Source organism: Kribbella sp. NBC_01510, from assembly GCF_045040325.1.
In the GTDB taxonomy this organism is placed as follows: domain Bacteria; phylum Actinomycetota; class Actinomycetes; order Propionibacteriales; family Kribbellaceae; genus Kribbella.
Window position 1 is genome coordinate 5,307,171 of record NZ_CP109418.1, and the last position, 23,463, is coordinate 5,330,633.

The window sequence follows — 23,463 nt, forward strand, 5'->3', positions numbered from 1 at the left end:
CAATCATTTTCATTTAACTGGAAGTCATTGTCAAAACAGGGAGTTGACCGATGGCCAGCCGTACTGTCGGGCGCCGGCGCGCCGACCACCGGAGCAACCGCCGCCGCAAGCTCGACATTCCCGCCGGCCATGGTCACGGGCATGGTCACGGGCATGGGCACGGCGACCACGTGGTCGACACCTCGGTGGTGGACTCGGACGCGATCGTCGCCCGGCGGGTCCGGATCGTGGTCGCCGCCGTACTGATCCCGCTGCTCACGGCCGCCGTGGTGGCGATGATCGTGATGTGGCCGGGTGGTGGCGTCAAGGTCACGTCGTACCAGACCAACACCGCCCGCGGCGAGGTCACCGCGCTCAAGGCGTGCCCGGATCCGAAGGACAAGTGCAACTTGGCGACGGTGAAGCTGACCACCGGCGCGGACAAGGCCAAGGCGGTGCCGGTCCAGGTCCCGACGGGCGGTCAGGTCCCGATCCCGCCCAAGGTCGGTCAGCCGGTCATGCTCGCTGTGGTGGCCGGCGCGACGACGATCGCCGACCGGTACCAGTACGTCGACCACGACCGGACGAAACCGTTGTTGCTGCTGACGGTGATCTTCGCGATCGCGGTCGTGGCGCTGTCGCGCTGGCGTGGTTTCGCGGCGTTGATCGCGCTGGCGGTGACCGCGGTGATGCTGACGCAATTCATCATGCCGGCGATCCTCAAGGGCTCGAACGCGCTGGTGGTCGCGGTCGTCGGTGGCACGGTGATCATGGCGATAGCGCTGTTCCTCACGCACGGGATCAATGCAGAGAGTTCGATTGCGCTGTCCGGAACGATCGCCGCGCTGGGGCTGACCGTGGTCCTGGGCTGGTTCTTCACCAAGCTCTGCCAGTTGAGTGGGTGGGCGTCCGAGGGAGCGTCGGCCGCGCAGCAGTTCGCGCCCGATATCGACCTGACCGGACTGTTGGTCGCCGGGATGGTGATCGGTGCGTTGGGGGTGCTCGACGACGTCACAGTCACGCAGGCGGCCGCGGTCTGGGAGTTGTCCGCAGCGAACCCGGCCGCGAACCGGCGTGAGCTGGTCGGCGCGGGCTTGCGCATCGGCCGCACCCATGTGGCCTCGGTGGTCAACACCCTCGTCCTCGCGTACGCCGGTGCCGCGATGCCGATCCTGCTCGTCTTCGCCATCCAGGGCTTGCCCGGCCGATACGTCGTCTCGACCGAACTGGTCGCGATGGAAGTGGTGCGCGGCCTCGTCGGCAGCCTCGGCATCATCGCGGCCGTCCCGCTGACCACCGCGCTCGCGGCGATGGCGGTCGCGGACCGCTCGCGCGACTTGGTCACCGCGGAGCCGGAACACATCCACGCGGGCTAACTGAAAATCACCCCTTCCGCCCAGGGCCTCGGGCTCCTACTGTTCTGCTAGGTCACAGAGGGTCCGCTCACGACTACCTTCGGTGGCTATACGGGGTGAGGAGTGCTGATGAGGTTCCGTCATCGGGACGGGTCGACCGTCCATGTGGGGTACTGCGCGACCGTCCATCCGGCCGACGACCTCGACGGGGTGATCGCCGATCTCGACGGCTGCGCGCGGCGGGTCCGCGTGGAGCTGGATGTGCCGGTGCTCGGCATCGGTCTGTGGCTCGCGAGTCCAGTGGCCGATCGGCTGGCGAACTCGCCGTCCTCGCTGAACAAGTTGCGTCGATCGCTCACCCGGAACCACTTGGAAGTCGTCACGCTGAACGGCATCCCACACGCACATTTCACCGACCAGGTCGTCGGCACCAAGGTGTTCTGCCCGGACTGGACCGAGCCCGAGCGACTCCGGTACACCCTCGATCTGGTCGACGTCCTGGCCGAGTTGCTCCCGGCGGACGCGTCGTACGGATCGATTTCGACGCTGCCGCTCGCGTGGCGCGTGCCGTGGTCGAAGGCGCGCGACACCGCGGCCCGGAAGGCGCTCGACGGTGTCGAGCAGCACCTCGCCCGGACCGAGACGCGGACGGGTCGGAGGATCCGGATCGCCGTCGAACCCGAACCCGGCTGCGTCCTCGAGATGATCGGCCAGGCCGCCGCCTGGCTGAGCCGATATTCCAGTCCGTACGGCGGTCTGTCGCGGATCGGACTGGGATTGGACGCGTGTCATCTCGCGGTGCAGTTCGAGGAGCCCGCGGACGCGTTCGAGACACTGTGGCGGGCCGGCGTTGACGTGGTGAAGGGACAACTGGCGGTGGCGCCGACGTTGGTGGACCCGTCCGACGCTGCCGGTCGCTATGCGCTCGGACAGCTCGGAACTCCGAAGTACCTGCGGCAGGTCCGTGAGTGGGGTGGGCCTGGGGTGGACGATGTCGCGCAGGCGTACGAGCTGTCTGGGCACTCGGCCTGGCGCATGCATGCCCACGTCCCCGCCCACACCGCGCCGCCACCTCCGCTCTCGGCGACAACTCTTGCCTTGGAGGACTGTCTGACCAGACTGGTCGGCGGTGGCCATCCACTCACGCATCACTTGGAGTCCGAGGTCTACGCGTGGCCGCGCCCTCCCAAGACAAAGCAGCAGCTGGCCAAGCGGATCGCCAAGGAACTGCGGTGGCTTCGCGATCGCTTGACAGGGCTGGGATTGCAGGCGATCGACTAGGCCGCGCGCGGCACTCTGGTCAGGTCGGAGTAGTCGGGAAGCGGCACCGAGCTGAGGGCCTTGCCCACGGCGTTCTGCGACCAGATGAACCGTTGCACCGAGGTCGGCAGCTTCGGTACGGCGGCCGCCGCGAACGGCATCAGCTTGAGCGCGGTCGGGCTGCCGGGAATCAGTGTGCGCATCACCTTCGGCCCGATCGCCCGGCTCAGGTCGACCATCCGCCGGACCGTCCTCTCGTAGTTCCGCAGTCCGGAGGGGAGATCGCTGCGCGCCGCTGCGAGCTCGCCGGCCAGGATGTACGCCGTAACGACCGCCAGGCTGGTGCCGCCACCGACAGCCGGTGCCGGGCAGAAGCCGGCGTCGCCGACCAGGCCGATCCGGCCGCGCTGCCAGGTGTCGAGCGTGATCTGCGAGATGGAGTCGAAATAGAAGTCCTCGGCCGCGGGTAGGTGCTCGAGGAGCAGTGGCGCCTTCCAGCCGTAGTCGCGGAACTCCTTGGCCAGCAGGGCTTTCTGCTCGCCCTTGTCGCGGTAGTCGTAGTGCAGTTCGTGCGGAGTCCGGAACAGGAAGCCCGCGCGGGTCTGGCCGGTCTGGTGAACGCCGTACCCGGCGACGATCCGGTCGACGGAGAAGTGCGCGACCATCCCGTTGCCGAGGTCGAGGACGTCGGGCATCGAGAACACCGCGAGGTAGCCGCCGAGTGGCCGGCGCATCGACTCCTCCGGGCCGAACGCGAGCCGGCGGACGGTCGAATGCATGCCGTCGGCACCGATCACCAGGTCGAACCGGCGCTCGTCGCCGGACTCGAAGGTGACGTCGACGCCGGCGCCGTCGTCGTGCAGGGTCGCGATCGAGTCGCCGAAGACGTATTCGGTGCCGGCGCGGGTGGCGTCGGACAGGATCTTGGTGAGCTCGCCGCGGAGGATCTCCACGTGACTTCCGGAGATGCCGGCGTACAGGCGGCTGAGGTCGACGTGGACCGGGCGCTTGCCGAAGCGCTCGATCGTCATCGACTCGATCCGGGTCCGGGCCGCCTCGATCGCGTCCCAGCGGCCCATCCGGCGGGCGACCTCGGCGCCCGGGCCGAACAGATCGACGGCGTGACCACCGAGACCGTGCCGCATCGCCGGGGTGCGCTCGACGACGGTCGGCTCGAAACCGTAGCGGTGCAACCAGTAGGCGAGCACCGGACCGGCCACGCTCGCACCCGAGATCAGGATCTTCATGGGAACCCCCTTGGTTCGCTTACTGAACGGAAAGTAAGTGCTCGACTGTGGCCGTGTCAATGGCTTACTTAACGGAAAGTCAGTTAATCTTTGCGGTATGCCGAGACAACGGACGGGGGACACCCGGGCGCGGATCCAGCGGGTCGCGATCGAGCTGTTCTCCGAGCAGGGGGTCCAGCAGACGAGCCTGCGCGACATCGCCGACCGCCTCGGTGTCACCAAGCCGGCGCTCTACTACCACTTCGCCTCGCGGGAGGACCTGCTGAACAGCCTGGTCCAGCCACTGGTCGAGGACTTCGAGGCGTACGCCGCCGAACAGCAGGCGGCCGCCCCCGTCGAGGCACGGGAGCTACTGGGCTCGTACTTCGACCTCGCCTACCGTCATCGGACGCTGATCCAGCTGGCGATCCGCGACCTGGCGGTCCTGCACGAGCTGAAACTCGCCGACCGTTTCATCCAATGGCGCGGGCAACTCGCCGACCTCCTGATCGGCCCGGCCCCGGCCTTCGCCGACCAGGTCCGCTGCATGGTCGCGATCGGTGGGCTCTCCGACTGCGCGGTGATGATCGACCACGTCCCGGTCGACGAACTGCGATCCGCTGCCGTCGACGCGGCGTACGACAGCCTGGGCCGCCCGTAGCGTCAGCCGTTGGCGATGCGGGAAACGGCGAAGAGCAGGATCACCAGGATCGAGAAGATCCGGAGCAGGCGGGCGCCGGTGCCGACGACCGGCCAGGACAGGAAGCCGAGCCAGGACAACAGCAGTGCCAGCAGAATCAGCGCGGGGACGGCAAGGGCGACAGGGCCGAAGACACCGACCAGCGCGAGGACCAGGGTGATGCCGGGCAGGGTGAGCTTCGGCATGCTGTGCAGCCGGGCGATATAGGGATAGCTGAACTTGGTGATCCGCTGCCGCAGCGGACTCACCGGCTGACTGCCCTGGGAACTCATTGCTCTATTGTTCCAGGCCGCCGAAGCTGTGGATAACTCCGGACGCCCCGCAGCGCGAACCAATACATTCAAGGGCATGACCGATCTGCCTTCCGTTGCCGACGTCCGTGCCGACCTCCCCGCGATCCTGACCCGCTTCCGCGCCGGCCGGACGCGCGCCTTCAGCTTCGGCGCGGGCGTGCCGGAGGCCGTCGTGCTCACGTACGACGAATTCGAGGACCTCGGCGGTGAGTCGAAGTTCGTCGTGGGTGCGGAGGTGCTGGAGCCGGGCCGGCTGGCGGGGGAGTTGGCCGCGGTGGTGGCCGCGGCGCGCGCCGGCGACGGGGCGCCGGTGGTATGGGGCGAGTCCGGCGTGCCCGAGGCGGTCGTGCTGTCCGTCGCCCAGTACCGCCACCTCAGAGGCGACGATGAGCCACCCGCAGGCGTAGTCGACGACCCAACAGTCCGCACCTACGCCACCCAACCCCTCCCAGACAGCCGCCCGTTCACCGTGGACGAGATCGCTGAATTGATGGGGCCGGAGTCGGTCGCGGAGCTGGAGAAGATTCGCCGTGAAGGCGACAACCCGTGAGTCGTGGGCCGGGCTACGAGCTGTTGCTGACGAGTGGATTCGTCGACGACTTGCGCCGGTTGGCTGCCGAGGCGCGGCGGGATCCCGGCCGGGTGTTCCTCCGGCAGCAGGCCCTCCGGTTGATCGACCAGCTCGCGGCCGGGACCGCCGACGGGCACCACGCGCTCGGATACGAGCCTGGCAAGCGGGATCTGCGGGATTGTGTGACGGCGTATCTGCAATCCGATCCGCAGCAGAGTGCCGACTATCGACTGGTGTTTCGGGAAATCGGGGCGGAGGGGCGGCCTGGGCGGGCGGTGGGGACCGGGTGGCCGGAGCGGGTGAACTAGGGTGGCGGGCGTGTTCGTGGTGATCAGGTTCCGGGTGGGGGAGGACGCGCAGGCCGAGTTCGCCGTCCGAGCGCGGGCTGCCATCGACGTGCTGGCCAAGCAGAAGGGGTTCGTCTCGGCGCAGGTCGGGCGGAATGTCGATGACCCGGAGTTGCTGGCATTGAACATGGAGTGGGAGAACGTCGGCAGCTATCGCCGGGCGTTGTCGCCGTACGAGGTGAAGCTGACCGCCGTACCGCTCCTTTCCCAGGCTGTCGACGAGCCGACCGCGTATGAGGACCTCGCCGAGTTGCTTCCGTAGCACTGATGCGACGACGGCCGCCTCGGACCGATAGCCTGGACCCTTCCGAAGTGCAAGTGTGTTCATTACTGGCCTGTTCTGGAGTCTCAAAGTGCCCGTGGAAACCGTCGATGCCGTCGTCAGCCTCAGTAAGCGGAGAGGCTTTGTGTACCCGTGCGGCGAGATCTACGGCGGAACCAAGTCGGCCTGGGACTACGGGCCGCTCGGTGTCGAGCTGAAGAACAACGTCCGGACCCAGTGGTGGCGGGCGATGGTGACCAGCCGTGACGACATCGTCGGCCTGGACTCGTCGGTGATCCTGCCGACCAAGGTCTGGGAGGCGTCCGGGCACCTGTCCGAGTTCGTCGACCCGCTGACCGAGTGCCAGTCGTGCCACAAGCGGTTCCGCGACGACCACCTGCGCGAGGACTACGCCCGGCGGAAGAACAAGGACGTCGACGACGTCAAGCTGGCCGAGATCGCCTGCCCGAACTGCGGCAACAAGGGCACGTTCACCGAGCCGCGGATGTTCAACGGCCTGCTCAAGACCTACCTCGGCCCGGTCGAGTCCGAGGAGGGCCTGCACTACCTTCGCCCGGAGACCGCGCAGGGCATCTTCATCAACTTCGCGAACGTGATGGGCACCGCCCGGAAGAAGCCGCCGTTCGGCATCGCCCAGGTCGGCAAGAGCTTCCGCAACGAGATCACCCCGGGCAACTTCATCTTCCGCACCCGCGAGTTCGAGCAGATGGAGATGGAGTTCTTCGTCGCGCCGGGCTCGGACGAGGAGTGGCACGAGTACTGGCTGAAGACCCGCTGGGACTGGTACACCGGCCTCGGTCTCAACCCGGACAACATGCGGTTCTACGAGCACCCGAAGGAGAAGCTGAGCCACTACTCGAAGCGCACCGTCGACATCGAGTACAGGTTCCACTTCGGCGGCAAGGAGTTCGACGAGCTCGAGGGCATCGCGAACCGGACCGACTTCGACCTGTCCACCCACTCCAAGCACTCCGGGGTCGACCTGTCGTACTTCGACCAGGAGAAGGGCGAGCGCTGGACGCCGTACGTGATCGAGCCCGCGGCCGGCCTGACCCGCAACGTGCTCGCGTTCCTGCTCGACGCCTACACCGAGGACGAGGCGCCGAACGCCAAGGGTGGCGTGGACAAGCGGACGGTGCTGCGGTTCGACCCACGGCTCGCGCCGGTCAAGGCCGCCGTACTGCCGTTGTCGCGCAACGCGGATCTGTCCCCGAAGGCGCGCGATCTGGCCACCGAGTTGCGGAAGAACTGGAACGTGGACTTCGACGACGCGGGCGCGATCGGCCGCCGGTACCGTCGGCAGGACGAGATCGGTACGCCGTACTGCATCACCGTCGACTTCGACACGCTCGAGGACCAGGCGGTGACGATTCGGGAGCGCGACTCGATGAAGCAGGAGCGCGTCGCCCTGACCGAGGTCACCGGCTACCTCGCCCAGCACCTGGTGGGTTGCTGACGATGATGTTCACGCGGGAGCGGTTGCGCTTCGGGCTGGCCGTTTTCGGGCTGTCCGCGGTCGCGGTGTTCTTGCTGGCAGCGTGCTCGGACTCCAAGCCGGAGGCGGGCAACAGTCCCGGGCCGTCCGCGCCCGCGGGAAGCTCGAGCGCGCCGATCCCGACCGCGTCGACGCCGTCGCTGACCGCGCTGCCGACGCCATCCAAGCCGTGGCCGACGCCGAAGGTCACCGGCGCGCCGGCGGACGACGCGCCGCTGGCCGACCGGATCCGGTTCGCGATCGCCAAGCAGGCGCAGATCACGGCCGGCAAGGCCGCCACCACGACGGTGAAGTGCCCGGGCATCGAGAAGGCCGAGACGCCCGGCAAGCATGAGCTGACCTGCACGGTCACGTACGCCGGGAAGTCGTACAGCGGGACGTTGACGATCGACGCTCAGCAGTACAGCGCCTCGTACAAATTCACCTCCGAGTCGGTTGCGATCGTGAAGCCGAAGGTGGTCGACGCGGTCCTCCGCACGGTCTCCGGCGCGGCGAAGGTCACCTGCACGATGGAGGACGTTGCGGTGGTGAAGTCGGCCGGTCCGCCGCTCGCCTGCGATGTCACCACGACGGGGAACGCGGTCCAGCCGTACAAGGCGCAGGTCTCCGGCAACGGCCAGGTCCTGGTGACGAAGGCCTAGTCATGCTGAAGCTGGGCAACCTCACGATCGACACGCCCGTCGTGCTGGCGCCGATGGCCGGCATCACGAACGCGGCGTACCGGCGGCTGTGCGCCGAGCAGGGCGCCGGGCTGTACGTGTGCGAGATGATCACGTCGCGCGGCATCGTCGAGGGCGACCAGAAGTCGCTCGACATGCTGACGTTCGACTCACGTGAGACGGTCCGGTCGGTGCAGTTGTACGGCGTTGACCCGATGTACATCGGCCGCGCGGTGCAGATCCTTTGTGACGAGTACGGCGTTGCGCACATTGACCTGAACTTCGGCTGCCCGGTCCCGAAGGTGACGCGCAAGGGCGGTGGCGCCGCACTGCCGTGGAAGCGCAACCTGCTCGGCGCGATCCTGCGCTCGGCGGTCCACGCTGCCACGCCGTACGGCGTACCCGTGACGATGAAGACGCGGATCGGGATCGACCTCGACCACCAGACGTACCTCGACGCGGGCCGCATCGCCGAGGACTCGGGCGCCGCGGCGATCGGGCTGCACGGCCGTACGGCGGCCCAGGCGTACTCGGGTCAGGCCGACTGGACCAAGATCGCCGCGCTCGTGGAGCACGTGAGCATCCCGGTGCTCGGCAACGGCGACATCTGGGAAGCCGGCGACGCGCTCCGGATGGTCGCGGAGACGGGTTGCGCCGGCGTCATCGTCGGCCGCGGCTGCCTCGGCCGCCCCTGGCTCTTCCGCGACCTCGCCGCCGCCTTCGCCGGTGGCGAGACCCTCAACCTCCCCACGCTGGGCGAGGTCACAGTCGTCATGCGCCGGCATGGTGAACTGCTGGCGGATCTGATGGGCGAACCGCGCGGCCTCCGCGACTTCCGCAAACACGTCCCCTGGTACCTGAAGGGCTTCCCCGCCGGCGGCGAGCTCCGCGCGGCCCTGGGCATGGTCGAGTCCCTTGCCCAACTGGACGATCTGCTAGCCCAACTAGACCCCAGCGTCCCGTTCCCCGTCGCCGAACTCGGCGCTCCCCGCGGCCGCCAGGGCAGCCCCCGCGACCACATCGTCCTCCCGCAAGGCTGGCTCGACGACACCGACGGCCTAACCGCCGACCTAGCCGACGCAGAACTCGGCATCTCCGGCGGCTGAGGACACCACCTCCGGCGGTCAACAAATGCTCCCGCCTCCAGCGGCGGCTGTTCCGGTAGCCGCCTCCGGCGACGCCGCACATCGCTCTCACGGGCTGGGTGTGGCGGCCGGGTGTAGCTGGTCCGACTGGGGGGGTGGAAGTGGGGACCTTGGACAGGACGTGGTGGGGTGGGATGGGTTATTTCATGTCCCCGGCCACCGAAGGATGTCCCAGCCCACTGGTGTTGGCCGCCCGCTCAGCACATCACCTGTGTTTCCGCGGCCGGTGCAAGGCCACGATGGAACCACATCGAGGCCTTCGCACCAGTACGCCGATGCACCGCACCGAGCACCTGCTCGCGACGGCGCGGGACCACCAGCACGACCCCACCATCGAGAGGAACGCTCTTGAGAGACCCCGAGAACGCGACCGTCGAGGTCGAGCTGCCGGACGACTTCGACGACTTCTGGGCGGCCGGCCTGGCCGACTGCGCGTCGTACCCGCTGGACCCGGTGCTGACCGAGATGCCCGCACTCTCCACGGACCAGGTGATTGTCTACGATCTGCGCTACACGAGCTACGGAGGTCTGCGGATCGCCGGCTGGTACACGGTCCCGCGCGGCGGGCCGGCGCCGTACCCGGCTCTGGTCACGATCCCCGGCTACATCTCCGAGCCGACCATCCCGAAGGAGTGGTCCGAGCTCGGGTACGCCGCTCTCGCGGTGGCGCCCCGGGGGAAGTTGCGGTCGAACTCCGTGTTCAACCCCGGCTATCCGGGGCTACTGACGCACAACATCGTCGATCCCAACACCTACGGGTGCCGCGGGTTCTATCTCGACGTGGTGCGCGCCGTCGAGGTCCTGCTCGATCGTCCGGAAGTCGACAATCTACGGATCGGACTGCAGGGGTCGAGCCAGGGCGGTGGGCTTGGGATCAGCACCGCCGCGCTGATGCCCGACGTGATCCGGTGCGTTGCCGCGGGAGCGCCGTACCTGTGCGGGATCATGACGGCTCCGACGCTCACCCGGTCGTATCCGTACGAGGAGATCAACGAGTACCTGCGGGTGCACCCGAAGGACGTCGACCGCGTGCGCGAGACGGTCGCGTACTACGACGGGCTCAACTTCGCGCCGAAGGTGCAGGCGCCGACACTGCTCTACCTCGGGCTCGAGGACGACGTCTGCCCGCCGGAGACCGGGTTCGCGCTGCATCGTGTGCTGGCCTGTGAGACCACCTTGCATACCTACCCGCATTGCGCCCACCACGCCGGGCTGCCCGGCGTGATGCGGATCGTGGAGGACTTCCTTGCCGAACACCTCAGTCCGGGACGGTGAACCGATGAACTTCGACAACTACTGGGCCGCGGTCGACGAGGAACTGGCCGCGATACCCTCCCGGCCGGTGCTCGATCTCGTGCCGGCCCGGACCACTGACGAGGCGAACAGTTACACCGTGCGCCTCACCAGCATTGGGCCCTACCGCGTCTTCGGTCATCTCAGCATCCCGGCCGGCGAAGGGCCGTTCCCCGCGCTGCTCCAGACGCCCCGCTACGGGAGCGTCAACCACGTCCCCCATCCGAACGATCGCAGCCGGTACGTCGTTCTCGGTCTGATGCACCGTGGTCAGCGGCTGGCCGACGAAGGGTTCTCGGCGGCGTACCCGGGATTGTTGACGATGGGCATCGACGACCCGGCGTCGTACATCTATCGCGGGATCGCAGCGGACTGTCTGCGGGCGGCCGAGTTCCTGATGAGTCTGTCGGAGGTGGATACCGCGCGGGTGGCCGTGAGTGGCGACGATCTGGCGGTGCTGACGGCTGCGCGGCGGCCCGGGTTCAGCGCGGTCCGGGTGGCGGAGTTGCTGTTCTACCGGGCGATGGAGGCTCGGCTGAAGTCCAGTTACTACCCACTCGAGGAGATCAACGATCACCTGCGGGCGGGGTCGTCGGCGCAGATTGTCGACAATACGTTTGCCTACTTCGACCCTGCCCGGCACGCACCCGCGGTCACCGCCCGCACGCTGCTCGCCGTCGACGACCCCGACTGGTGCGCCTCGCTCATCGAGGCACTGCCATCTGCTGAGGTCTACAAACTCACCCACCTCGACGGCACCGACAACGACTACCTGGACGCCTGGCTGGCCCAACTCTCCGGCGTCCAGCCTCTCTCGAAGTTCATCACCACATGACCACCCCAACCCAGAGCAGCCCGAGCCGGATGACCGCCTTGACCCGGAGGAGTCCGGGCCGGATGACCGCCTCGACCCGGAGGAGTCCGGGCCGGATGACCGCCTCGACCCGGAGGAGTCCGGGCCGGATGACCGCCTCGACCCGGAGGAGTCCGGGTCGGATGATCGCCCCGGCGCGGAGGTGCGCGGGTCGGGCGATCGCCGCGACCTGGAGGAGCCCGGGGCGGATGACCAGCGCAGCTCGGAGGTGGTCGGCATGACGAACCCGTTCGGGGTGCGGTCGGTGATCAACGCGTCCGCCACGTTGACCGTCCTTGGTGGCTCCCTGATGCCGCCGCCGGCGCTGAAGGCGATGGCGGACGCGGCCGCACACTTCGTCGACCTGCCCGAACTCCACGACCGGGTCGGCGAACGCCTGGCCGAGCTCACCCGCAACGAGGCGGCGTGTGTGACGTCCGGTGCCGCGGCGGCGATCACCCTCACGGTCGCGTCGTGCGTCGGTGAGCCCGCGCAGACGTTCCCGGCCGACGCCGAGGTGGTGATGTTCGCCGGTCAACGCAACGGCTACGACTACTCGGCCCGCCTGACCGGCGCCCGCATCGTGGAGATCGGCCCGTCGGTCGCCGAGCTGCGGGAGGCGCTGGTACGACGCCCGGTCTGCGTCCTGTGGTTCGCGGGAGAGCACCTCGCGGGCGGTGCCCTACCGATCGAAGACGTGGTCCGCGTCGCCCGAGAAGTCGCCGGATCACTCCCCGACACGACCGCCCTGGAGCCTCGAGGTCTCCCGGACCTGACCGCTCCGGAACGTCCAGGTTTCTCTGGGACGGACCCGGCACTTCCCGGTCCACGGGCCGTGCCGGTGATCGTTGACGCCGCGGCGCAGATTCCGCCGGCTTCTTCGTTGTGGCGGTTTACGACGGAGGTTGGTGCGGATGCGGTGATCTTCAGTGGGGGAAAGGGGCTGCGCGGACCGCAGGCCAGTGGGCTGGTGCTGGGTAAGCGGTGGATTGTCGACAGATGCCGCGCCCATGCGTCGCCGTACCAGGAGATCGGGCGGGGGATGAAGGTCGGCAAGGAGGAACTGCTCGCCCTCCTCGCCGCCGTCGAGTGGACGCTCGAGCAGGACGAGGACGCGATGCTCGCGGGCTACGAGCGGATGGTCGACCGCTGGATCGCCGGCCTGCAAGGACTGCCTGGAGTGGTGGTCGAGCGCGGCTACCCGAGTGAGGCCGGCCAACCCCACAGCCGCGCCATCGTCCGATTGTCGACAACCTGCGGGTGGACACGGGACGGGCTGGTGGCCGCGTTGTGGGACCGCGACCCGCGGATCGCGGTCGGTACCTTCCGCCTGCCCGACGACGCGATCGCCCTCAACCCGCAGACGCTCGAACCCGGAGAGGACGCAGTGGTTCTCGATGCCCTGGTCAGCCTTCTAAGCTCGGGTAATGGCGAGCAAGCCGGATGAGACGCGTGACGGGGTCGATCTGACCAACCTGGATCAGCCGCTGTTCGACGGGGCGGAGGCGACCAAGCGGGACCTGGTCGACTACCTCGACGGGGTGCACGAGCGGATCCTGGTGGAGCTGCGGGAGCGGCCGCTGTCGGTGATCCGGATCCGGCCGGGGCAGCCGGCGTTCATGCAGAAGAACGTGCCGAAGTACACGCCCGACTGGGTGAAGACGGTGCCGGTGTGGGCGGAGGCGTCCAAGCGCGAGGTGTCGTACGCGTTGTGCGACGACCGGCGGACCTTGCTGTGGTTCGCGAACCAGCGCGCGGTCGAGTACCACCCGACGCTTGTGCGCGCCGACCGCCGGGACCACGTCACGCATCTGGTGCTGGACCTCGACCCGCCCGAGGGGGAGACGTTCGCCATGGCGGTGCAGGCCGCGTTCCTGGTCCGGCAGGCGCTGACCGACGCCGGGCTGTCCGGTGCGGTCAAGACAAGTGGCGCCAAGGGCGTGCACGTCTTCGTGCCGATCGACGATTCGGTGTCGATCGAGGACGCCGCGGCTGCCACCAGGGCGATCGCCGCCCGTGCCGAGAAGCTCGATCGGTCCGTCGCGACCACGGCGTACATCAAGGAGGACCGGCACGGGAAGGTCTTCGTCGACTCGACCCGCTCCGGCGGGGCCACTGTCGTCGCCGCTTACAGCCCGCGCGTCCGACCCGGTACGCCGGTGTCGTTCCCGGTCGGCTGGGACGACCTCGACCGGGTCACCCCGCGCGACTTCACCGTCCGCACCGCCGTCGCGCAACTAGGCGACGCAGACCGCTGGGCGGATCAACTCCCCGCACCCCAGTCCCTCCCCGAAGACCTCCTCGAAGAAGGCCGCGCGATCCCGATCGCCCGCGTCATAGCCATGCACGAAGGCAAACGCCGCAAACGCGCCCGCGAAGCCGAGGAGAAGGCGACGGAGGAGAAGAGCTAGGCCTCGGGGGATGTCGTCAGGTCGAGGGCGAGCTGACGGACGTCCGGTCGAGAGTGGTTGCGTAAGGCAACTAGGAGGTCGCGCCAGGCGGGCGACCAGTTTGTGCGGCTGCCTGCTTCTCCGATCAGGGTCCAGGCGAGTAAGCCCTCCATCAGGGAATCGCCTTGCACCAGGTTGTGGGCTGGTTGTTCGAGGAGGGACGGGGTCCATTGGGGGTGGGTCCAGCTCAGGCGGGCGCCGAGGAGGGATGCGGTGTGGTGGGCGAGTAGTGGGCGGTCGGCTACTGCGGTGATGAGGTTCGAGAGTTCGGCGGGCAGGTTGGGCCAGTCGATGGAGTGAACGAGGAGTTCCAGGCGGAGGTGGAGGAGGCCTGGGTCGTCGAGCTCGGCGGCTACGGGCTTGAGGGTTTGGCGTGCGTCGGCCGGCTTCGGGTTGAAGGCCTCGGTCAGGCGCTTGGTGAGAGTGGTTAGACGCTGCCGCGCCGGGTGGTCGCGGTCAGGGGTTGCGTTCGGCAGGTTGGGGTCGCTTTCCAGCCTGACCAGCAACCGCACGGCGGCCAGCAGGTCGTCGAGGCCGAGTCGCGGATCGCTGGCGACGATGGCAACCAAAGAAATGGTCGCGTCGTTCCAGGTCGTCCGCGCGGTCAGATCGGTCATGACACCGGCACACACCGGCGCCACCGAAGGATTCCAGCGGGCCCACCGCGGCAGTGCGCGCAGAGCGACCCGGACTACCTCCGGCTCGGGCCGGTTGGTGATCGCGACCAGAAGGTCCGCGTAGCGCGACCGGTACTTCAAGGCCATGCCATACGCCGCACGCTGGGTCAGCACCGTCGCCGTCGCCGCGCTGTCATGCACAGCCTGCTGCAAAAGCGCCCAACTCGCCGGCTCGTGCAGGAGATATTGCGAGGCCGCACTGGCGATCGCCGCCTTCACATCACGATGCGCCGACGCCCAAGCATCAGCCAGTACGGCGCTCGCCCCGGGAGCACGGAGTTGCCCGAGCAGCCGCGCGGCCTCCTTGCGCGACGTCACCTTCGCATCCGCACCAACCAGCACCGGATGTAGTAGTCCGGGCAACAGACTCGGCCGCACGAACCGCGCCGCCCGAGTCGCCGCATAGATCGCGACCCGGGCCCGATCGTCACCCGCATGAGACAGCAGCACCGGCAGCGCCTCCTGCGGCGCATCGGTCCAGGCCAACGCACCCAGTGCCGCCTCCTGCAGCAGCACGGACTCGTGCCGCAAGAACGGTTCGAGGGCAGCGCGTCCGGTCCCGGGTACGTGCCCGAGCATCGACACCGCGTTCGCCCGCGCCCAGTCCGGGATCCGCTCGTCCCCCGCGGCGCGCCCCACGAGTTCGGCGTACTGGGCCTGCTGGCGCGGGAGCCAGCGGCTCAGCGCACGGTCGGACACCTGCCAAGCCGGGTGGTTCCGATCGAACCGCCGGATCCGGTCGGGCTTCGCGAGTACGGCGTCCAGGAGGTCGGTCCGCAGTTCGGTGACCGCCCGCCACACCGGATCCCACCGGGCCATGCCGACGTCGCGCTTGATGATCCGCTCGGTCCGCTCGGCCCTGGTCGCGGTCGGCCAGAGCCACAGCTCCGCTGCCTCCGCGACGGTGTACTCCTGGTTCGACCACACGCCCTGCTCGAGCGCGGCCTGCAAGTGCTCGTTCGACCAGCCACGCTTGCCGAAAGCCCGGGCGATCCCCAACGGCAGCCGGAACTCCCGCCGCGCCACCGCATCGTCCACGTACTTCCGCAGTACGTCGTACACCGCGACGTCCTGACCGCGAGGCAGCCCGTCGATCACGCCGTACAGCTGGATCATGCCCTGGTTCTCGGTGATCCGGGCATGTGCCTGCAAACCCCACTCGAGCAACGACGGGTCACGCCGCAACGCCCCTTGCCGTACGGCGGTCTCCGCGATCGTGCCGAGCGCCGAGCGGGTGTACCACGCCGTGTCGCGGGCCTCGAGCGCGTCGGTCAGCAGCGTCTGGAGCGAAGCAACCAACCGGTTGGTCAGCATCGACGGCGGCAGTTCCTCGACACCCCGCAAGACCCCCTGCCGGACGATGTCGCGATCGTTCCGTACGCGCGTCGCCCACGACAGTGCGCTCTCGACTGCCGCGGTCTCCCGGGAGTGACCGGCCGCGTCGACGACCGCCCGGTAGACCTGCGCGCGATCGTCGGCGTCCGGCCGGCCGATCTCCGGCTCGAGCAGCGCGAACGCCTCGTCGTACGGGAGGAAGGCGGTGATCCGCCACCGCTCGTGGTGGTCGTCCGCGATCGGCGCGAGCGTGAGCATGCGGCGGGCCTGGGCAAACCGGAGCTCGCGGGGGAGTACGGCGAGAAGTTCCGTAGAGAGAACGGTTTGGCCCAGGTCGACGCCGCTGGTGACGGCGGTGAACACCGTCGCCCGTCGTGACGGCGGGAGGTCTTCGAGCAACTGGGTCAGGTCAGGCCAGAGGAGCCGGCCGAGCCCGATCAGGTCGTCGTCGGGGTAGCGGTGCAGCCGACGCCGAACCGCAGTTGTCAGTGCAGTCCCCAGTGCCGGCGCGCGATCGGGTGCGAGCAGGATCGCCAGTATCCCGCCCGGGTCGGCGTCGACCAGCCGGCCGAGAACCGAGACGATTGCCATCGGCAACTGATCGGGCGGCAGCGCCGTCGTGAGCAGGGCGGCCGCCTGCGACGGGTCACGGTCCAGTACGCCGACGACGCCGTACGCCGGACCCCGCCACCACTCGTCCTTGTCCGGGCCGCTGGGCAGCGTCGTACTCGCGTAGGCGAGGACCACCTTCGGATGCTTGGCGCCCAGGCGCCGCCACTCGCCGCTGCCCAGGCAGTAGGCAAGCTCCGGGAGCAGACGCTCGACGGTCTGATCGTCGGTAGAGTTGAGCAGGCTCGCGGCGGCGCGGTCGCCCCAGCGTTCGCGATGCTCATCGATCAGGCGAGCAGCCAGAAACGTCCGGCCGTTCTTCCGGATGACCTGCATGAGCTTCGTCCGCAGTTCCGCGGGTGCGTCGTCGTACAGGATCCGGAGGTCGTCGTCCGAAACCGCGACGCCGGCGCGGACCGCTGCGAGCGCGCGCTGCTGGACCGACGGCATGGGATCGCGCAGCAAGTGCGTCACGTAGTCGACCTCGCCCGCCACCTGGGCGACAACCAGGCCGAGGGTTCGCTCGAACGGCGTACCGCGGCTGAGCTCGCCGAGCAGCTCGCGCAACTCGGCCGTCGCGCGCAGGCGTCGGCCTTCAAGTGCGACGCTCCGGAGGCGTTGGCCGTGCGGGAGGTGGTCGATCGACCGCAGCAGATCCGTGGCTCGCATGAGCCCATCCTGCCGAACCGCTGGTGTCAGGCGCTCAACTGACCTGCTCGAGTTCGGCGAACGCGGCGGTCAGTTTCGGCAACGTGTAGTGGGCGTTGAGACCACTCGGGTTCGGGAGGATCCAGACCCGGGTGGAGCCGATCAGGCGCTCCTGCCGCCCGATCTGCGCGGTCCGCTCGCCGAAAGCGTCCCGGTACGCCGTGACGCCGACGACAGCAAGCCACTCCGGCTGGAAGTGGAGCACCTTCTTCAGCAGGTTCTCTCCGCCGGCCACGTACTCCGCGCGAGTCAGTTCGTCGGCGCGCGCGGACGGCCGATCGACCACGTTGGTGATCCCGAGCCGGTAGGTCAGCAGCTCACCCTGCTCGGCCGGTCGCAACTGCCGCGGCGTGAACCCACTCAGGTGCAACGCCGGCCAGAACCGGTTCCCCGGCCGAGCAAAGTGATGACCGGTCTCCGCCGACATCAGCCCCGGATTGATCCCGCAGAACAGCACCCGCAACCCGTCACTGATCACATCTGGCAGAGGTTGCACGCGGCACACCGTACCGAAGGACGGGTAGTAGTGGTGATCGCCGACCGGCGTCACGCCTGCCTGTGGCGGTAAGACCCGCCGATCGGCGACTTCTACCCGTCCTTCGGTACGCATGGCTGCCAGACGGGCGGACCGGGTGGTCGTTGACCGACTACGTCCGGCACAGCTGCTGAGATCGTCAACCCAAGGTTGACGAGATATCTGCTGTCAACCTAGGGTTGACGGCATGACTCCTGGACCTGATTTGCAGCAGCTCATCACCACGATCAAGGCGGACGCCGGCAGCGACGACGAGTTGCGGCAGCTAGCCACCGCGGCGACGACGATCAGCGAACTGACCAGCACCGGCGACGCCGCGCTCGGCTTCTTCGTCGACCGCGCCCGCGGCGCCGGCAAGTCATGGGTCGAGATCAGCGCAGTGCTCGGGGTGAGCAAGCAAGCCGCGCACAAGCGATTCGCCGACTCATGGACGACCAAGCCCGCGTTCGAGCGTTACACCCCGCGGACCAAGGCCGTCGTGCAGGCCGCGGCCGACGTCGCCCGCGAACGCAACCACGACTTCATCGGCACCGAACACCTGCTGCTCGCGTTCTTCACCCAGCCCGAAGCGCTGGCCACGAAGGTCCTGCTGCAGCACGACATCACCGAGGACCGGGTCCGCGAAGCCGTCGACGTCGTCAGCCCGGCCGGTACGCCGACCGATCTGCCGAAGACCCTGGATTCCGAGAATCCGCCGTACACCCGCCGTACCGCGCATGTCCTGCAAGGTGCCGTCGGGGAGGCTGTCACCCTCGGCCACAACTACGTTGGCACGGAGCACCTGTTGCTGGCGTTCTACCGGGACTCGGCAGGCCTCGCGACGAAGATCCTGCTCGAGCAGGGTCTCGACGAGACAGCCGCCTGGACCGCCCTGCGTGCACTGCTCGAGGAGGCAGCGAAGTAGGTTTGGCTGCATGCCTGACTGGTCTGCGCGGTTGAGTGAGTTGGCAGAGGCGGCCGAGGTCCCCGGAGCGGTGCTCGGGATCTGGCACGACGGGGAGACGACGGTCACGCCGTACGGCGTCCTGAACGCGGCGACCGGGGTCGAGACCACCGCCGACTCGCTGTTCCAGATCGGTTCGGTCACCAAGACGTGGACCGCGACGATGATCGTCCAGCTCGCCGCCGAGGACCGGCTGGACCTGGACGACGCCGTGGTGAAGTTGTTGCCTGAGGCACCGATTGATCCGCGGATCACGGTTCGGCACCTGCTCACCCACACCAGCGGCATCGACGGCGACGTGTTCACCGACACCGGCCGCGGCGATGACTGCGTCGAGCGGTACGTCGCGCTCCTCGGTGATGTGGACCTGCTGTTCGAGCCGGGTACGGCGTACTCCTACTGCAACGCGGGCTACGTGGTGCTCGGCCGGATCATCGAGGTTCTCGACGGCCGGACCTGGGACGAGTCGCTGAAGGCCCGGCTGCTCGAGCCGCTCGGCCTGACGCAGACGGTCACACTGCCGGAGGAGGCGATCCTGCATCGTGCCGCGCGCGGCCACGTCGCGAGCGACGGAGCGCCGGTGAAGACGTGGCAGTTGCCCCGCAGCATCGGAGCGGCCGGGCTGATCACGGCGAGTGCCGGTGACGTTCTGCAGTTCGCCCTGATGCATCTGACCGACGACCGGTACGCGGCCATGCAAGAGCCGCAGGTGCCGTTCGCCGGCGGCGTCGGCGGCTTCACGAACCTCGGCCTGGCCTGGCGCATCTACGACTGGGGCGGACGGCCGCTGTTCGGTCACGACGGTTCGACGATCTCCCAGACGGCGTTCCTCCGCATCGATCCCGTCGCTCGGCTGGTGGTCTGCCTGCTGACCAACTCCGGCAACGGTCCGGCGCTGTTCGAGCCGTTGGCGTCCGAGGTGTTCACGGAGTACGCCGGCATCGCGCACCCAGCGCCGCCGCAGCCCGTCGACGTTCCGACCGACGATCGCCACGTCGGCCGGTACGAACGGACCAGCGTGCGGCTGGACGTCGTACGCCGGGACGACCGCCTCGTCCTCGTCGAGCATGCCACCGGCGACCGGCTGGCGTTCGCCGAGGAGGCCGCGACCGAGTACGACCTGCTTCCGACCGAGCCCGCCGACGGCGATCATTTCGTCGTCAGAGCCTCACCCAACCACCCCTGGGTGCCGCTGACCTTCACCCCGACTCACCTCTTCAGCTCCGGCCGGGTCACGCCCAAGGTCTGAAATACCGCGGGCGTTGCTGGGGTTGGCGAGCTAACGTCGTCAGGGTGACTAGTGCACCTGCTGAACTTCCTCGTAAGGCCGGTGACCTCCGGGCCGCCGGATATCTCCCCCGGTCGATCAAGGCCGAGATTCGTGACAACCTGCTGACAGAGCTCCGGGCCGGGCGTGATCCCTGGCCCGGCATCGTCGGATTCACCCGCACGGTGATTCCCCAACTCGAACGCGCCCTGCTCGCCGGGCACGACGTCGTTCTGCTGGGTGAGCGCGGCCAGGGCAAGACCCGGCTGCTGCGGACCCTGGTCGGGCTGCTGGACGAGTGGACCCCGGTGATCGAGGGCGCCGAACTGCCCGAGCACCCGCTCGACCCGATCACGCCCGCCTCGCGCCGCCGCGCCGCCGAGCTCGGCGACGATCTTCCGGTCGCCTGGCTGCACCGCAGCCTGCGGTACGCCGAGAAGCTCGCGACCCCGGACACGTCGGTCGGCGACCTGATCGGTGACGTGGACCCGGTGAAGGTTGCCGAGGGCCGCAGTCTCGGTGACCCGGAGACCATCCACTTCGGACTGGTCCCGCGGGCGCACCGCGGCATCGTCGCGATCAACGAGCTGCCGGACCTGGCCGAGCGGATCCAGGTCGCGCTGCTGAACGTGATGGAGGAGCGTGACATCCAGGTCCGCGGGTACACGCTCCGGCTGCCGCTCGACGTGTTGCTGGTGGCAACGGCCAACCCGGAGGACTACACCAACCGCGGCCGGATCATCACGCCGCTGAAGGACCGGTTCGGCGCCGAGGTCCGGACCCACTACCCGCTCGACATCGACGCCGAGGTGGACGTCATCCGGCAGGAGGCGGAGTTCACCGCCGAGGTCGGCGAACCGCTGCTGGAGGTGCTGGCCCGGTTCGTCCGGCACCTGCGGGAGTCGACCGCGATCGACCAGCGGTCCGGGGTGTCCGCGCGGTTCGCGGTCGCCGCGGCCGAGACGATCGCCGCCGCCGCGTTGCGCCGGAGCGCGATCACCGGTGAGGAGCCGGCCGTAGCCCGGCCGGTGGATCTCGAGGCCGTGCCCGCCGTACTGCGCGGCAAGCTCGAGTTCGAGCCCGGTGAGGAAGGGCGCGAGATCGAACTGCTCGAGTACCTGCTGCGCCGGTCCGTCGCGGACACCGCGCGGGAGCGGTTCGCCGGTCTCGACCTGAGCCCGCTGGCCCATGCGATTGCCGACGGCAACCTTGTGACCACGGGTGAGCGGGTGCCCGGCCGGGACGTGCTGGCCGCGTTGCCGGAGCTGCCGGTGCTGCACGACGTCGCCGCCCGCGCCGGCGTCGAGCCGGACGAGTCGCCCGGCCGGATCGCCGCCGCGGTCGAGCTCGCCCTGGAGGCGCTGTACCTGTCCAAACGCGTCGCCAAAGACGCCGACGACGACACGACGATCTACGGGATCTGACATGACCGCGTCCATTCCGGAAGGCTGGTCGTACGGGCCGTGGCACGACGGGCCGGATCCGCTCAAGGCGCCCGCGGATCTGCGCGACGCGCTGGACGAGATCGGCCGCGACGTGATGAACGGATCGTCGCCCCGGTCCGCGCTGGAGGAGTTGCTCCGGCGCGGCACCCGGAACACCCAGGGCCTGGACGACCTCACCCGCAGGTTGTGGGAGCGCCGCCGCGAGATCCAGCGGCGGCACAACCTCGACGGCACGCTGCGGGACGTCCAGCGGCTGCTCGACGAAGCACTCGAGGCCGAGCGGCACGAACTGTTCCCGAACCCGTCCGACGACGCCCGGTTCAAGGAGGCCGAGCTCGACGCACTCCCATCCGGTACGGCGGCCGCCGTGCGGGAGCTGGCGAACTATCAGTGGGAGTCGTCGGAGGCGCGGGAGAAGTACGAGCAGATCCGTGAGCTGCTCGGCCGCGAGCTGCTCGGGTCGCGGTTCGAAGGCATGAAGGAGGCGTTGCAGCAGACCACGCCCGAGGACGTCGAGCGGATCAACGAGATGCTCACCGACCTCAACGCGTTGCTCGCGGCGCACGCGCAGGGGCGGCCGGAGGTGCCGCAGCTGTTCGACGAGTTCATGGCCAAGCACGGCGAGTTCTTCCCGGAGAATCCACAGAACGTCGACGAACTGATCGACGTACTCGCGCAGCGGGCGGCCGCGGCCCAGCGGATGATGAACTCGATGACACCCGAGCAGCGGGCCGAGCTGATGGAGCTGTCGCAGCAGGCGTTCGGCAGTCCGCAGCTGGCTCAGCAGCTCGCGCAGCTGGATGCTCAGCTGCAGTCGCTCCGGCCGGGGGAGGATTGGTCCGGTTCGGAGCGGATGAGTGGGGACGATCCACTCGGTCTCGCCGAGGGCGCACGGGCGATGTCGGATCTTGCCGAGCTGGATGCGCTGGCCGAGCAACTCTCGCAGTCTTATCCGGGCGCGCGGCTGGAGGACATTGACCTCGATGCGCTCACCCAGCAGCTCGGCGAAGAGGCGACGGTCGATGCGCGCCGGCTGAGCGAGCTCGAGCGGCAGCTGCGCGATCAGGGTCTGCTGGAACGTGCGCCCGACGGATCGTTGCGATTGTCGCCGAAGGCGCTGCGACAACTCGGTCAGACTGCGTTGGCCGACGTACTGCGGACTGCTCGGGGCTCAGGTGAACGCGACGCGGCCAACGCGGGCGCGGCCGGTGAGTTGAGTGGGTCAACGCGGCAGTGGGAGTTCGGCGACACCCAGCCGTGGGACGTTCCGCGGACCGTGCGGAACGCCGTACTGCGGACCGCCTCGCGCAGCGGGTCCGTCAAGCTCGATGTGGCGGACGTGGAGATCGCCGAGACCGAACACCGGGCTCGGGCCGCGGTCGCACTGCTGGTCGACACGTCCTGGTCGATGGTTCAGGAGGGTCGCTGGCTGCCGATGAAGCGGACGGCGCTCGCGCTGCATCAGCTCATCTCGACCCGCTACCGCAACGACGCGCTTCAGCTGATCACCTTCGGGCGGTATGCCGGAGTCGTCGAGTTGCCGCAGTTGATCGGGATGGAAGGCACCTGGGAGCAGGGCACCAACGCACACCATGCCCTGCTGCTGGCGGGACGTCACCTGCGGCGGCACCCGGACGCGCAGCCGGTCGTGCTGATGGTGACCGACGGCGAGCCGACCGCGCACCTCGAGCCGGACGGGACGGCCGAATTCTCCTACCCGCCCGAGCCGGCGACGCTGCGGAAGACGGTCTTCGAGGTGGACCGGCTGGCAAAACTCGGCGCCTCGCTGACCGTGTTCCGCCTCGGCGACGACCCGCGGCTGAACGCCTTCGTCGACCTCCTCGCCCGCCGCAGCGGCGGCCGCGTCCTCGCGCCCGACGCGGACGGCCTCGGCGCAGCCGTCGTCGGCGACTACCTCCGAACCCGCCGCAAACTCTAGTTGTCTCAGTCCCGGAAGCAGGGTGTAACCCGCCGGAAATGCGGGTAGCACCCTGCTTCTGCGTTTCGTCGACGAATCGCCGGATTGTCTCGCGTT

At 68.7% G+C, this 23,463-nt stretch carries 21 protein-coding genes; 17 read left to right on the forward strand and 4 right to left on the reverse strand.

Features of this window, described 5'->3' with window-relative positions:
- The first annotated feature begins 50 nt into the window (after window positions 1–50).
- Together OG558_RS26750 and eboE are read left to right on the forward strand one after the other, a co-directional pair.
- Window positions 51–1,355 (forward strand): YibE/F family protein, encoded by a 1,305-nt coding sequence (locus tag OG558_RS26750; RefSeq protein ID WP_405065475.1) that lies wholly within the window; start codon window positions 51–53, stop codon window positions 1,353–1,355.
- Window positions 1,356–1,463: 108 nt separating this feature from the next.
- Entirely contained in the window at window positions 1,464–2,615 is a 1,152-nt protein-coding gene (eboE, locus tag OG558_RS26755; RefSeq protein ID WP_405065476.1) for a metabolite traffic protein EboE, read from the forward strand.
- On the opposite strand, the gene OG558_RS26760 is transcribed toward eboE, so the two are convergent.
- Complete coding sequence (locus tag OG558_RS26760; RefSeq protein ID WP_405065477.1) at window positions 2,612–3,841, reverse strand: FAD-dependent monooxygenase; 1,230 nt, start codon at window positions 3,839–3,841, stop codon at window positions 2,612–2,614. The two genes, eboE and OG558_RS26760, sit on opposite strands and share 4 nt — an antisense overlap.
- A 97-nt stretch (window positions 3,842–3,938) precedes the next feature.
- On the opposite strand from OG558_RS26760, the gene OG558_RS26765 reads away from it, so the two are divergent.
- A complete protein-coding gene (locus OG558_RS26765; RefSeq protein WP_405065478.1) occupies window positions 3,939–4,481 on the forward strand; it encodes a TetR/AcrR family transcriptional regulator in 543 nt (180 codons plus the stop codon).
- 2 nt (window positions 4,482–4,483) lie between these two features.
- Here OG558_RS26765 and OG558_RS26770 read toward each other — a convergent pair whose 3' ends face one another.
- Window positions 4,484–4,792, reverse strand: coding sequence for a DUF6703 family protein (locus OG558_RS26770; RefSeq protein WP_329475365.1), 309 nt, complete (start codon window positions 4,790–4,792; stop codon window positions 4,484–4,486).
- A gap of 76 nt (window positions 4,793–4,868) precedes the next feature.
- Here OG558_RS26770 and OG558_RS26775 point away from each other — a divergent pair, with 76 nt between their 5' ends.
- From OG558_RS26775 to ligD, 10 genes are all read left to right on the forward strand, one after another.
- Window positions 4,869–5,363 carry a hypothetical protein gene (locus OG558_RS26775; protein ID WP_405065479.1) on the forward strand — a complete coding sequence of 165 codons (495 nt, stop codon included), beginning with the start codon at window positions 4,869–4,871 and terminating at the stop codon, window positions 5,361–5,363.
- Window positions 5,360–5,692: a hypothetical protein gene (locus tag OG558_RS26780; RefSeq protein WP_405065480.1), complete on the forward strand. Its 333-nt coding sequence runs from the start codon at window positions 5,360–5,362 to the stop codon at window positions 5,690–5,692. Before OG558_RS26775 ends, OG558_RS26780 begins: the two co-directional genes overlap by 4 nt.
- 10 nt (window positions 5,693–5,702) lie before the next feature.
- Window positions 5,703–5,993: an antibiotic biosynthesis monooxygenase family protein gene (locus OG558_RS26785; RefSeq protein WP_405065481.1), complete on the forward strand. Its 291-nt coding sequence runs from the start codon at window positions 5,703–5,705 to the stop codon at window positions 5,991–5,993.
- A gap of 91 nt (window positions 5,994–6,084) precedes the next feature.
- A complete protein-coding gene (locus tag OG558_RS26790; RefSeq protein WP_329475368.1) occupies window positions 6,085–7,470 on the forward strand; it encodes a glycine--tRNA ligase in 1,386 nt (461 codons plus the stop codon).
- Between the two features lie 2 nt (window positions 7,471–7,472).
- A complete protein-coding gene (locus OG558_RS26795; RefSeq protein WP_405065482.1) occupies window positions 7,473–8,150 on the forward strand; it encodes a hypothetical protein in 678 nt (225 codons plus the stop codon).
- Window positions 8,151–8,152: 2 nt separating this feature from the next.
- Window positions 8,153–9,274, forward strand: a complete 1,122-nt coding sequence (gene dusB / locus OG558_RS26800) for a tRNA dihydrouridine synthase DusB (protein ID WP_405065483.1) — start codon at window positions 8,153–8,155, stop codon at window positions 9,272–9,274.
- 387 nt (window positions 9,275–9,661) lie between these two features.
- Window positions 9,662–10,588, forward strand: a complete 927-nt coding sequence (locus OG558_RS26805) for an acetylxylan esterase (protein WP_405065484.1) — start codon at window positions 9,662–9,664, stop codon at window positions 10,586–10,588.
- Window positions 10,589–10,592: 4 nt separating this feature from the next.
- Window positions 10,593–11,441 carry an acetylxylan esterase gene (locus tag OG558_RS26810; RefSeq protein ID WP_405065485.1) on the forward strand — a complete coding sequence of 283 codons (849 nt, stop codon included), beginning with the start codon at window positions 10,593–10,595 and terminating at the stop codon, window positions 11,439–11,441.
- Window positions 11,442–11,697: 256 nt separating this feature from the next.
- The gene (locus OG558_RS26815; protein WP_405065486.1) at window positions 11,698–12,906 is read left to right on the forward strand and encodes a hypothetical protein; all 1,209 of its coding nucleotides are present in this window, start codon (window positions 11,698–11,700) and stop codon (window positions 12,904–12,906) included.
- Window positions 12,887–13,870, forward strand: coding sequence for a non-homologous end-joining DNA ligase (gene ligD / locus OG558_RS26820; protein WP_405065487.1), 984 nt, complete (start codon window positions 12,887–12,889; stop codon window positions 13,868–13,870). Before OG558_RS26815 ends, ligD begins: the two co-directional genes overlap by 20 nt.
- Here the strand turns inward: ligD and OG558_RS26825 are convergent.
- Both OG558_RS26825 and mug read right to left on the reverse strand, forming a co-directional pair.
- On the reverse strand, window positions 13,867–17,199 hold the full coding sequence (locus OG558_RS26825) for a hypothetical protein (protein ID WP_405065488.1): 3,333 nt from the start codon (window positions 17,197–17,199) through the stop codon (window positions 13,867–13,869). The two genes, ligD and OG558_RS26825, sit on opposite strands and share 4 nt — an antisense overlap.
- Window positions 17,200–17,233: 34 nt before the next feature.
- A complete protein-coding gene (mug, locus tag OG558_RS26830) occupies window positions 17,234–17,734 on the reverse strand; it encodes a G/U mismatch-specific DNA glycosylase (protein WP_405065489.1) in 501 nt (166 codons plus the stop codon).
- Window positions 17,735–17,960: 226 nt separating this feature from the next.
- Between mug and OG558_RS26835 the strand changes: the two genes are divergently transcribed.
- Genes OG558_RS26835 through OG558_RS26850 form a run of 4 tightly spaced genes read left to right on the forward strand, consistent with a single transcriptional unit; the run spans window position 17,961 to window position 23,367 of the window.
- Complete coding sequence (locus OG558_RS26835; RefSeq protein ID WP_405065490.1) at window positions 17,961–18,677, forward strand: Clp protease N-terminal domain-containing protein; 717 nt, start codon at window positions 17,961–17,963, stop codon at window positions 18,675–18,677.
- 10 nt (window positions 18,678–18,687) lie between these two features.
- Complete coding sequence (locus tag OG558_RS26840; protein WP_405065491.1) at window positions 18,688–19,965, forward strand: serine hydrolase domain-containing protein; 1,278 nt, start codon at window positions 18,688–18,690, stop codon at window positions 19,963–19,965.
- Window positions 19,966–20,009: 44 nt separating this feature from the next.
- A complete protein-coding gene (locus tag OG558_RS26845) occupies window positions 20,010–21,407 on the forward strand; it encodes an ATP-binding protein (RefSeq protein ID WP_329475379.1) in 1,398 nt (465 codons plus the stop codon).
- Window position 21,408: 1 nt separating this feature from the next.
- A complete protein-coding gene (locus tag OG558_RS26850) occupies window positions 21,409–23,367 on the forward strand; it encodes a vWA domain-containing protein (protein WP_405065492.1) in 1,959 nt (652 codons plus the stop codon).
- Window positions 23,368–23,463 lie beyond the last annotated feature (96 nt).